The organism is Tumebacillus lipolyticus, from assembly GCF_042682745.1.
Taxonomy (GTDB): Bacteria; Bacillota; Bacilli; order Tumebacillales; family Tumebacillaceae; genus Tumebacillus_A; species Tumebacillus_A lipolyticus.
The window spans coordinates 178046-191033 of record NZ_JBHUIO010000002.1 but is presented as its reverse complement, the minus strand read 5'-3'; the positions used below and the strand labels follow the sequence as shown (position 1 = coordinate 191033).

Sequence of the window (12988 nt, the reverse complement as noted above, 5' to 3'; positions counted from 1 at the left end):
ACTAATAGCTCAACGCTTCATCGTCGCTCAGCTTGGATATCTCTTCGATGATCAGGTCTTCGATTACCACCGCGAGCTCTGCCACCGTAGCAGCTTCAAACAGAATGCGCAGCGGCAGATCGACTTGGAAGGCGCCGCGCAGACGGGTGATCAGCTGCGTGCCGAGCAGCGAGTTCCCCCCCAGCTGGAAGAAAGAATCGTGGATGCCCACCTGTTCGATGCCGAGCAGCTCTTGGAAAATCTCTGCGATCGACTCTTCCCCTTCATCGCGCGGTGCTACATAGGCGGTGTGCAGGTTGGGACGCGCATGTTTTTGTCCGGAAAGCTTTTCATGCAGGCTGTCCCCTTCACCCGCCTGCGCTTCGAACTGAATCCACTTTTTCAGCGCAGACGGCAAATCTTTCGGCGACACCACCAAAGAGGTGAGCGGATCTTGAGCGAAGATCCGCCCGATCGCATCCAACATCTGCTCCCGCTCCCCCGGTTCCCAGTTGAGGTGCAGCCAGGGGAAGTCGCTCTCTTTGCTCTGTGCTGCCGCAAATGCGTCGAGGAACAGATGACCGGCTGTCGGTGCGACCAGACCGATTCCACCGAGCACCGAGGAGAGCGACGAGTGCAGCAGACAAAAGTCAGGCTCATAATCTTCGAGGATCTTTTGCAGCACATAGGCGCCCTCGACCCGCGCCTTGAAATGTTGCTCGCATTCGGCCGGCCCCGTCTCGGCGATCGTCGTGAGCGAGTCGCGCTCCACGATTCCTGCCGCATGAATGATCCCATCGAGCGAGCCGAACGTGTTTTCCGTCCATTCGAACACCGCTTCCATCTGCTCTGCATCCGAAACATCGGCGGTGACGACGCGCACTTCCGCTCCCAAAGAGTTCAGGCGCCGCACGGAGTAGATCATGTTGCTCACCTTGTCGCCACCGTGTTCGGCCGCCAAGATGTCCGCCCAGTTTTCACGATGCGGAAGCTGGGTGCGACAGACCAACACCAGCTTGGCCTGCACCGTCTTGGCGAGGTACTCCGCATACAGGCTGCCAAACGTGCCAAAGCCGCCCGTGATCAGGTAGACGCCATTTTGCCGCAACCGCTGCGGAAGCGCGGAGCGCTTCGGTGCTGCCGGCAACGGATGCGGTTCGAAGGACTGCACGAAGCGCTGCTGCCCGCGATAGCCGATCAGCCGATCTGGACTGCGCTTCGCAAACTCGCTCATCAGCTGACCGAGCAGCTTTTCGCCTTGGCGGCCAGCAAGCTTGGGCAGTCGAATGTCGAGGTAGCGGCAGGTGATGTTTCGATATTCCTGCGGAATCACTTTGCACAGCGCAAGCAGCGTCGCTTTTTCTGCCAGCGGCTCATCGGTGCTCTCGATCTCGGCGATTCGATCGCCGACCACCCAGAGGTCGATCAGGTCGGTGAGATGATGTTTGCCCAGCGCTTGGGCAAGCGAGAGCAAGGAATAGAAACCGAGCGGCTGCGCTTCGTCAAAACGGCCGCTCAGATCGCGGTCGCCTGTGACCGAAAACAGGTGCAAAATGTTGGCTGGAGTCTTTTCGTTTGCGATCAGGTCACCGATCAACCGCTCATAATCGGACGAAGCGGCCGGGTTGATCGTATACGCCATCTCATTCACTTTGCGGAAAGAGTCTGCTGCTGACACGCGGATCAGCTCGTGGCCCGATTCGACCAGCCGCTGCGCGAGGATGTCGCCCAGATCGAGCGTGTCGGCAAAGACGAGCCAGCGGGACGGCTCCACCGCCGCTGCGGTCGGCAGGTCTGGCGTGCGCTGCCACGTCTGCCTGGAGAACCAGTCGGCGACGTTCGCCTTGTCGCCCGTCTCGGTCAGCGACATGCGCGCATCCTCAGCTACGCTCGTCGCCGGATCGATCCAAAAGCGCGTTCGCTCAAACGGATAGGTCGGCAGCGGCACGCGCAGTCGGCGCTCCGCAGAAGAGAACGCTCGCCAATCGACCTCCACTCCTTCCAGCCAGAGCTGGCCGATCGTGCCGAGCAGGAAAGCGACATCGGAACGCTGGTCAAAAGAGGGGCGAATCGTCGGCAGCACGGTGCGCTCCGCCCGAGTTTGCACGGCAAAGCTCGACAGCGTCTGCCCAGGCCCAACCTCAAGCAACAGCAGATCCGCATCTTCGCAGATCGTCTGCACACCCTCTGCAAAGCGAACCGTCTGACAGAGATGGCGCGCCCAATAGGACGGATCGGTCGCATCGTCGGCAGTCAACCACGTTCCCGTCACATTGGAGATCAGCCGAATCTCCGGCTCCTGCGGCTGGACGCGGCGCACCAGCTCGGTCAATTTGGCGGCGATCGGCTCCATCAGCGGCGAGTGGAACGGATGCGAGGACGCCACGCGCGAGCAGGCGATCCCTTTCGCTTGCAACACAGCTTCCAGCTCGGCGATCTGCTCGGCCGTTCCCGAGAGGACGCAGTGCTTCGGCGCATTGACAGTCGCAAGATACAGACCCTCACCGAGCAGCACCTCCACCTCTTGTGCGCTGAGCGGCACAGCGAGCATCTCCCCACCTGGCAGCTCTTGGATCAACTGCGCTCGCTTGGCGACGATCATCAGCGCATCTTCGAGCGAAAAGACCCCCGCATGGCAGGCTGCCACATATTCGCCGAGCGAGTGGCCGATCATCGCTTGCGGGCGCACGCCCCACTCGATCAGCAAGCGCCCGAGCGCATATTCGATCACAAACAGCGCAGGCTGGGCGTATCTCGTCTCGTTCAACTTTTGCGCCTGTGGGTCGACCGCCTCTTCTCGGCGCAACATCTTGCGCAGATCGAACGATTGCTCCTGTCCGTCCGTCTCCTTCGCGATCGCATCCTGATTGAACATCAGCTCGCGCAGGTCGGTGCCAAGATACAGTTTTAAGATCTCGCAGCACCGATCGACCGCCTCTTGGAACAGAGGTTCTGTCCGGTACAGCTCATAGCCCATGTTCACATACTGATCGCCCACGCCGGTGAACATCAAGGCGATCGGTCGCTGACGCATCGGCACCCGGCGGCTCATCAGGCGCTTCGGATCGCGCCAGGTCAGCGCCCCTGCCGCATCGTCTGCGCTCTTGCAGACGAGCGCGCGGCGCGACTCGAACGCATGCCGCCCAACCTGCAGCGTGTAGGCGATATCGGCCAGCTTTTGCTCCCCGTTCGACTCCAGATGTTCGGCCAAGTTGTCGGTGACCGCCTCCAGCGCCTCCTCCGTCTTGGCAGACATGAGCAACAGCTGCCACGGTCTGCTCTCCTCATCGCTGTCGTGTGAAGGCGCCTCTTCCAGCACCGCATGCACGTTCGTTCCGCCCAGTCCAAACGAGGACACGCCAGCGCGGCGCGGCCCATCCGACTCCCATCTGCTCAGCTCCGTGTTGACGACAAACGGGGAATTTTCAAAGTCGATCTTCGCATTCGGCTTCTCAAAATTCAGGCTGGGTGGAATCTCACCGTGCTTCAAGCTCAACACCGTCTTGATCAGCCCTGTCACCCCTGCGGCCGCATCGAGGTGGCCGACGTTCGTCTTGGCAGAACCGATCTTGCAAAAACCGGTTCGATCGGTGCTCAGTCCAAACACTTGCGACAGCGCAGAGATCTCGATCGGGTCGCCGAGCTCTGTGCCCGTACCGTGCGCTTCTATGTAGGAGATGCTGTCAGGCTCTACATCGGAGATCGCCAGCGCCTCTGCGATCGCCTGCGACTGTCCTTCCACCCCAGGAGCGGTGAAGCCGACCTTCTGCGCTCCATCGTTTGCGATCGCCGTACCTTTGATCACCGCATAGATCGTGTCGCCATCCTCCATCGCATCTTCGAGCCGTTTGAGCACGACCACGCCAAGCCCACTGCCTGGCACCGTTCCCTTCGCCTCATCGTCAAACGCTCTGCAATGGCCGTCCGGAGACAGGATCGAGCCGTTGACATAGTCATATCCCGCCTTCTGAGGAAGCGCGATCGAAACGCCCCCCGCCAGCGCGATATCCGATTCGCCGATCAACAGGCTCTGACAGGCGAGGTGCACCGCCGTCATCGAGGTGGAGCAGGCGGTGGAGAGCGAGACGCTCGCGCCTTTCAGATTGAGCTTGTAGGAGGTGCGAGTTGCCAGATAATCTTTGTCGTTCGTGATCATCAACTGAATCTGCCCGACCGATTCGACTAGCTCGCGGTTCGGTAGCAGATTGAACAAGAGATAGCGAGAGATGCCAGTTCCTGCAAACACGGAGATCGTGCCATCATAAGACTCTGGATCGTATCCCGCATGTTCGAGCGCCGTCCACGATGCCTCTAAAAAAAGGCGGTGCTGCGGGTCCATGATCTCCGCCTCTCGCGGATTAAATCCAAAAAAGTTGGCATCAAACTCCTCGATGCCGTCCAACACAGCCCCAGCTTTTACAAAGTTGGGATCGGTAAGCTTCTGCGGGCTCACCCCAGCTGCCAGCAACTCCTCATCGGTGAAAAACCGCACCGATTCCACGCCACCGCGCAGATTTCGCCAAAATTCCTCAATATTATTCGCTCCTGGAAAGCGGCCGGACAGACCGACAACCGCAATGCCTTCCCATGTCATATCCTCTTGGCTCATCCTTACACTTCCTCCAATCGGTTGTTCACAGACTCATAAACGGCAGATGCCAAATTTTCAAGCGGATCATTTCTTCTCCCTTTCATATTCTTTGTTGTAAAATAAGAAACCTCCCTAAAACGGTTAATTTATTTCTAAGTTGTCGAAAAAGGTCGTAGAGTAAGCTGGAGAACATTTATCCATTGTTAATATGTCAACCTAAGGAATTATTCGTTCGCGGAAAAAACGGAAGCGATCACCCCGCGCGCAAGTTGCTTCAAGCATCAGAAGAAAGTTGGCTCACACAGTGATGCTCTGTTAAACCAGCCAAAACCAGGAAGTTTCGACCTCGTTAATAATATTACTACCTCATCATTCAACGCCTTACATCGCATCTGCACAATCGCATGTATCGATAATCAATCAAAAAATGATCGTCAAGCTTGGGAAGAACCGACTTCCCATGCTCATTCGATCTTGCCAACTACCTGCTCGGCAGATTTTCTGCTAGGAGAAAAAGTATAGTTTCAGTACAATAGAGCAAACGAAAATTCTTTGACTTTACAGCATCGGAGGAAGCGCATGATGGACGTTGATGTATCTTTGTGGGAGCCTACTATCGAATTAGAGGATGAATATTTATTGTTCTATCAAGAGTGGAAAGACAGCAACGAGCCAATGGTTCCGTGGGTCATCCAAAAAGACCCTTCCGATTTCCAGGCGATGGTTCAATCGCTGCTCGCTCAGGAAAAGGGAGAGAACCTGCCAGAAGGTTGGGTGCCAGATTCTACTTACTGGCTGGTGACGGCCGACAAGCGAGTGGTGGGAGCTGTCAACATTCGGCACCGCTTAAACGAAAGATTGTTCAACTGCGGAGGTCATATCGGCTATGGCATTCGTCCCTCCGAGAGACAGAAAGGCTATGCGACAAAACTGTTGGCGCTCTCATTAGAAAAAGCGAAAGCGCTCAGAATCGAAAAAGTGCTGGTCGCATGTGACGCCTGGAATATCGGGTCCGAAAAAACGATCATAAATAATGGCGGCGTTCCAGATACAAGCTTTATTGAGGAAGACGGAAATGTGGTCAAGCGATATTGGATCGCGCTCTAGTTAAATTTTCATCACGCTTTTCCAACTCAGCAAACAATCGCATACAGATAGTTTGAACAAAGGAGCAACCGTGAGGTTGCTCCTTTGTTCGTCCTGCACATTTTCAACTCGACACAGCTCGCTCCGCTCACACCTTGAGCTGGATCGAATGTCTCAAGCCCAGCACGCGATTGAGCGAGTCGGCAAGCGTCTGAACGTTCGGCGCTTTGAACAGGTTGTGATGATCTCCAGGCACTTCGATCACCTCGACGTTGCCTCGCGTATAGGGACGCCAGCGCTCAGGATCGACCAGCGGATGGAACAGGTTTTCTTGCGACGGAACTTCCGAACAGCGGAACAGCGTCAGGTCTGTCTGCACCTTGTCTGTCGGTACATACGAAAAGCCGGCGATGCCATTTCGCATCATGATCTGCATCTTTTTGCGGATCGCAGCTGGTGTCGTCCCTTCTGGAAGTCGACCCAGCTCATGGGCACGGCTCAGCACAAGGTCGAGCCCTTCCTCAAGCGAAAGCCCGCGAATGCTGTCCAGATCGAGCTCCAACTGTGCTGCCTGATGCAGCAGCGCCACCTCTTCCGACTGCTGGTCAGCATGTTCCATACCGCTTTCCGGATCGATCGGCAGCACATCGAACAGCCCGAGAAACACAACCTCATCCCCCAGACGTTCCAACCTCAGCGCGAGATCGTAGGCGACCACACCCCCGAACGACCATCCGGCAAGCCGATACGGACCTTCAGGCTGCAGCGCTTTGATCTCTTCGAGGAAGCGCGTCGATATTTCCTCCATCGAAGCGAGCGGTGCCTCCTCCGTCTCATAGCCGACCGATTGCACCCCGTAGATCGTCTCCGTCTCCTCAAGCTCTTGCACGAGCGGCAAGTATCCCATCACACCGCCTCCTTGCGGCGGCAGGAGAAAGAGCGGCGGACGCGTGCCATCTCCCTTTTTCAGCAACACCATCAGGCTGCGCTCCTCATCTCTCCCCTCTCCGCGCAGCTCGCGACAGAGCTTTTCGACGGTCGGGGCTCTGAACAAGGAGGACAAGGGCATCTCGACCTCAAAGCGCTGACAGATTCCTTCCATCAATGCGACCGCTTTGAGCGAGTGGCCGCCCAGTTCGAAGAAGTTGTCATAAAGGCCGATCGGTCGCACCGCCAACACGTCTTCCCACAGCTGTGTCATCTCAAGCTCCACTCTGTCTCGCGGTGCAACATGACCTTTTTTGTCTGTTGATCCAGACGGCAAAGGCAGCTGCTTGCGGTCGATCTTGCCGGTGGCGGTCATCGGCATCTGTTCGAGCAGGATGAAGAATGACGGCATCATATGCTCGGGTAGCTGCGCTTGCAGATCGCTTCGCAAATCGCTCGCCGACAGCTCGACTTGCTCTTTCAGCGTGACATATGCGACAAGCTGCTTGTCACCCTGCGTGCCTTGTTCCAGCTCGCGGGCGAGGACGATCACCTCAGAGACTGCCGGATGTTTGCCGAGGACAGACTCGATCTCCCCCAGCTCGATGCGGAAGCCGCGTATCTTCACCTGATTGTCGATGCGCCCGAGGAAGTCGATCATCCCGTCCGCCGTGAAGCGAGCCAGATCGCCCGACCTGTACCAGCGTTCGCCGTCGATCTCCACAAACTGTTCTGCCGTCAGCTCAGGACGCCCCAAATATCCTCGCGTGACGCCCGCACCGCCGATATACAGTTCACCAGGCACTCCGATCGGAACGAGCTGCCGCGAACGATCATAGAGGCGAATCCGCGCATGGCTCATCGCCGAGCCGATCACAAATCGATTGCTCAAACGCTTGCGAGGCACAGGATAGTGCGAGCAGATGATCGATGCTTCGGTCGGCCCGTAGAGTATGTGCACATCAGCCTGTGCGAAGGTGCTCTGCATCTCCCGCACCAGTTCGGGCGGCACCGCATCACCGCCGATGAAGATCGTTCGCAAGCGTTCGAAGCGGGACGCGTCCCAGCCGCGACTTCTGATCAGATCGACGATTTGGCGCATCAGACTCGGCACGGTGTGAATCATCGTGTAGCTTGGCAACTGATCGACAAATGCGGGCAGGTCGAGAAGGTGCTCTTTTTCCAACACGACCGACTTGGCACCGACGAGCAATGGGTTGAACAGTTCAAAATAGGCGATGTCGAAGGCGAAGGACGCGATCCACGGGAACACATCGCCCTCTGCAAACTCAAAGTGCTGTTGGCTCGCCAGCAGGGTAGCCCGCAGGTGGCGATGCTCGACCATCACCGCTTTCGGGCGTCCGGTGGAGCCGGACGTATAGATCAGGTAGACCAGATGTTCGTCACGCGTCGATGTTTGCAGGTTGCTAGCATCAAGATGGCGATATCGCTCAATGTCCGCATCGAGCATCAACGTCTCTGCGCTGTGCGACGCCAAGATCGAGCGCAGGGACTGGCTGGTGATCAGCAGCGGCAACTTGGCATCTGCCAAGATAAAGGCCAAGCGCTCCTCTGGATAGGCAGGGTCGAGCGGCACAAAGGCGCTGCCCGCTTTCAGAACGGCGAGCAAGGAGATGACCAGCTCCAAGTTTCGCGGCAGACAGATGCCGACCATCGTCTCCGGACCAGCGCCGACGCTTTGCAGATAGCGTGCCAGTCGGTTGGCGCGCTCGTTCAGCTCGCGATAGGTCAGCGAGTCCGCCTCAAACTGGATGGCGATCCGGTCTGGCGTTCGCTCAACCTGCGCTTCAAACAGCTGATGAACCAACAGGTTCGAAGTCGGCGCTTCTACGATCCCGCGCTCTGTGCCGAGCAGTGCTCGCAGATCCGCTTCTGCCAGCAATGGCAGCTCGGAGAGGGTGATCGCTGAAGAGGAGACGATCGCGTGCAACATGATCTCAAAATGACCCATCCAGCGCTCGATCGTCGCCCGCTCGAACAGATCGGTACGGTAATCGAACGAGAGCTCAAGCCCTTCTTCCCGCTCGACGAAGGTCACAGCGAGATCGAACGCGGTGGAAGACTTTTCGATCGGCACAGCCGCAACTTTCAGCCCGCCCGTATCGACTCCCTCCGGCTTTCTCACCACTTGGAACATCACCGAAAACAGTGGGGAACGGCTCAACTCCCGCTCCTGTTTGGCCAGATCGACCATCAGATCGAACGGGTACTCATGGTGGGCATACGCATCTAAAGCTGTCTTCTTGGCCCGCTGCAACAGCTCACCGACGGTCGGGTCACCGCCGAGGTCGAGCCGCAGCGGCATCGTGTTGATAAAAAATCCGATCAGCTGTTCGAGCTCGATCACATTCCGACCCGCTTCCGGCGTGCCGATCACGATGTCCTGCTGCCCGCTCATCCGCGCGAGGAACGCCCCCAGCGCGCCGAAGAGCACCATGAACAGAGTGGCTTCCTCCCGATTGCCGACTGCGACCAATCGGTCGTTCAATTCCCGATCGAGCATGTGGCGGACGCTGTCCCCTTCAAACTTTTGAAGGGCTGGCCGCGGATGATCGGTCGGCAGGTCGAGCGTGGGCAGATCGCCAGACAGCTGCTGTCGCCAATACGCTTCCGACTCGGCGAGCAGACCTTGCTGCAAGCGGTTGTTTTGCCAGCTCGCATAATCGCGATATTGAATCGAGAGCGGAGACAATTGAACGTCCCGATCGTTTGCATACCCCTCATACAAAGCGTAAAACTCCTCGTACAGCACGCCCCACGACCAGAAGTCTGACACGATATGATGCATGGTGATCAACATCAGGTGGCGCTCCGCTTCCAACTTCAACAGGCGGATGCGGATCACAGGGCCGCGCTCAAGATCAAATGGAGTCTCCAGCTCGCGGTCGATCTGCTGTTGCACTTCCGCTTCCCGCTCTGCCACCGCAAGTCCCGAAAGATCTTCCTGCGGAATTTCCAGGCGGTACCCTTCGGCAATCTGCTGGACCGGCTCCCCGTCGCGCATCGTGAATGTGGTGCGCAGCACGCCATGTCGATCGATGATCGTCTGAAAAGCTCTGACAAATGCGTCTGTGTTCAGCGTCCCCTGCAACGTGTAGGCGACCGGCATATTGTAAGCGGTGTTGTCGGGGGTCAGCTGTTGAATAAAATAAAGGCGGCGCTGCGCGTGTGACATCGGATAGACATCCGCCTTGGGCATGACCGGAATCGTCTGGGAGACGCCGCTTTCTTCGGTCAAAGCGCTAACCTGCTCCGCCAGTTGGCGGATCGTCAGGTTGGCGAAAAGCGTTTTCAGCGGAATGTCGATGCCGAGCACCTTTTTGATGCGCGAGCGGATCTGAATCATCTTCAGCGAGTGCCCCCCGACGTGAAAGAAGCTGTCCTCCATCCCGAAGTTCTGTCGTTCCAAAATTTCGCCCCAAATGACTGCCAAGCTGCGCTCCATCTCCGTTTGCGGCTCGCTTTTCGCTCCGTTAGCACCGCTCGCTGCTTCCGGCTCTGGCAGCGCTTTGCGATCTACCTTTCCGTTCCGATTAAGCGGGAAAGCATCGAGCGACAGAATGTGTGCAGGGATCATATAGTCGGGCAAGCGATCTTGAAGAAACTCCCACCATTCCCCCTCCTCGACTGGCGCGGAGAGGATCACATAGGCGAGGATTCTGTTGAGCCCTTCTGCATCGGGGCGCACGATCGCGACCGCCTGCTGCACCGCTTCATGGCTGAGGATCGCCGCTTCCACCTCTCCGAGCTCGATCCGATGGCCGCGAACTTTGACCTGGTAATCGATGCGCGAGACAAATTCGAGCCGACCGTCTGGCAACAGCCTGCCTAAGTCGCCCGTCTTGTACATTCGCTCGCCCAGACCGTCAGCAAACGGATTGGCGACGAACGCTTTCGCCGTGCGCTCCGGATCGTTCAAATAGCCGCGGCCAACGCCGATGCCCGTCATGCAGATCTCCCCCGTACAGCCGACCGGCACGGGCCGCTGCCATCTGTCGAGGACGTATGTGTTGATGTTTGGAATCGAAGTGCCGAGCGTAACAAAGTCGCGATCGAGATCGCAGCCTGCCATCTGATCCGCACCGATCACCTTGTGCGACGTATCGTCTGAACACTCGGTCGCCCCGTACGTGTTGACCACCTGCACATGCGGATACGCCTCCAGCCAGCGCAAGCACTGACGGCTGCGCAGGCCCTCGCCGGTCGAGATCATGTAGCGCAGCTTTGGCAGTGCGGACAGGTCTGGCTGATCGGCAGCCGCCTGCAAAAACATTTCGATCACAGCGGGCACCATCTCAAGGATCGTCACACCTGTGCGCTGGACGGAGGCGAGCAACGCCTGCGGATCGATCGCAATCTCATTTTGGAAGATCGCCACCGTCCCCCCCACCATCAGCGGAGCGAGGAACTGCCAGACTGAGATGTCAAAACAGTGCGATGCGTTTTGCGCGACGACAGACGTTTCGTTCAGTTCAAGCAGATCGATTTTGGCGTACAGGTGGTTGAGCATCCCGATGTGCTCGACCATCGCTCCTTTTGGCAGCCCCGTCGATCCAGATGTGAAAAACACGTTGGCAAGATCGCCCGGAAGATTGATGCAGTCAGGGTTCGTAACAGGTTGATCGGCGAGTGCCTCCCAGTCGTCCAGCAGACAGACCGGCGCGCTCCCCGCCAGCTGACAGCTGCGATCGAACAATTGCGCCTCGGTCAGGATCACTTTGATACCTGCCGATTCGACCATCGCAGCCAGGCGCACATCCGGATGAGCGGGATCGAGCGGCACATAGGCGCCGCCCGCCTTCAGCACGGCGAGAATCGCGATCAGCATGTCGATCCCTCGCTCGGCGAACAGCGCGACGAGGTCGTCCCTCCCCACGTTCTGCTCGCGAAGGAAATGCGCCATGCGGTTCGCCTTTTCATTGAGCGTTCGATAGGTGATCCGCTCCGCCTCGCAGATCGCCGCGATCTGCTCAGGTCGAGTGAGCGCACAGCTTTCGATCACCTGATGGGCAAGCTGTTCACCCAGATCTCGCCGCTCTCCGCGCATGCTGGCGAGCAGGGTGCGATCAGCCTCCGGGAGGAACTGCAGATCGCGAATGCGCGCATCCGGCTGATCGACCATGCTGTGCAAAAGAGCTTCGAGGTGAGCGAGCTGCGCAGCTACCGTCTGCTCGTCGAGGCGCTCCCCCGCAAAAGCGGCGAGGAACTGCCACCTTTCGCCAAGCTCAGCATGCAGGGCGAAGTCGGTCGTCTCGCCCTGCTGTCGGTCGACCACTTTCACACCAGACTCAGCCGTGCCGTGCAGCTGCAGATCGAGATGCAGCGAGTGGGTAAACAGTTCTTGATCGCTGGCCAGACCTGCGTAGTCGCGCACTTCGGCAAGAGGAATCATCGCAAAGCGGCTCATCTGCTCCGTCTGCTCCCACAGCCGCTTCAGAAAAGCGGCGACCTGCTCTTCTCCGTCGATCAGCACGTGCAGAGGCAAGAGGTTGGCGAATCGCCCGACCATCTGCTCTGCACCTGCGAGCGATGCGGGACGCCCATCATATCGATTGCCAAACGTCACCCGCTCCTCACGAGAATACAGGTTGAGCAGCAGCGCCCACGCGGCCTGCACCAGCGTTGCGCCCGTCACCCCCTGCGTCTGCGCCATCCGCTTCAAGCGCTCCGACAGGGTGGTGGAAAGCGTTCGAACACAACTGCCCGCCGAACGATCTGCGCTTGGAGCGAGGCTGAAAAGCGGCGTCGCCGTTTCAAACGAAGCGAGCTGATCCGCCCAAAAGGAGCGCGCCGCAGAGCGATCCTGTGCGTTTACCCAGTTCAGGTAGTCTTTGTAGGCCGGGCGGGCAACCGCGTCGAGCGACTGACCGCTCACCGCCGTCTGGTACGCGGTGAGCAACTCGCTCTGCACCAGCCGCCTGCTCCGCTCATCGAAGATCGCGCTGTGATGCGTCCAGATCACCGCTGCGCTGATCTCGTCAGTCTGGGCGGCTGTCACGCGCACCAGCGGGCCTTCGCCGAGGTGAAACGGTTGGCGATCCGCAAGTGCGGCCGCATCGAGGGCAGACGCGCGCTCGTCCTCCTCCATCCCGCGCAGGTCGAGAACTTGCACGTGGATCGGGCGAGTCTTCAGCACAGCCTGCACCACCCTCCCGCGAACGGGACGGAAGACGGTTCGCAAGGGCGGATGCTGTGCGATGATGTGCAAAACGGCCGTTTCAAACGCGTCAGGATCGAGCGAACCATCCAGCTGCAAGCGAACCTGTTCGATCTGCGTCGAGGCGCTCTCCCAGCTCTCCTGGTTGTAAATCTGTGTCTGTAGCAAAGACAATTCAAGAACTTCTTGCACGTTTTCTTTAGACAGATAGTTCACAGACAACCCTC

At 58.3% G+C, this 12988-nt stretch carries 3 protein-coding genes; 1 reads left to right on the top strand and 2 read right to left on the bottom strand.

What is annotated here, in order from left to right; all coding sequences use genetic code 11:
- Nucleotide 1: 1 nt before the first annotated feature.
- Complete coding sequence (locus tag ACFSOY_RS00715; protein ID WP_386043341.1) at nt 2-4588, bottom strand: type I polyketide synthase; 4587 nt, start codon at nt 4586-4588, stop codon at nt 2-4.
- A 564-nt stretch (nt 4589-5152) separates the two neighbouring features.
- Here ACFSOY_RS00715 and ACFSOY_RS00710 point away from each other — a divergent pair.
- Nucleotides 5153-5677, top strand: coding sequence for a GNAT family N-acetyltransferase (locus ACFSOY_RS00710; protein ID WP_386043339.1), 525 nt, complete (start codon nt 5153-5155; stop codon nt 5675-5677).
- Nucleotides 5678-5804: 127 nt separating this feature from the next.
- Here ACFSOY_RS00710 and ACFSOY_RS00705 read toward each other — a convergent pair whose 3' ends face one another.
- Nucleotides 5805-12977 (bottom strand): amino acid adenylation domain-containing protein, encoded by a 7173-nt coding sequence (locus ACFSOY_RS00705; protein ID WP_386043337.1) that lies wholly within the window; start codon nt 12975-12977, stop codon nt 5805-5807.
- Nucleotides 12978-12988 lie beyond the last annotated feature (11 nt).

What these genes read in the sequence shown, in the direction of transcription:
- ACFSOY_RS00710 (WP_386043339.1), top strand. Translation starts at nt 5,153, where the DNA reads ATGGACGTTGATGTATCTTTGTGGGAGCCTACTATCGAATTAGAGGAT.
- ACFSOY_RS00715 (WP_386043341.1), bottom strand. Translation starts at nt 4,588, where the DNA reads ATGAGCCAAGAGGATATGACATGGGAAGGCATTGCGGTTGTCGGTCTG.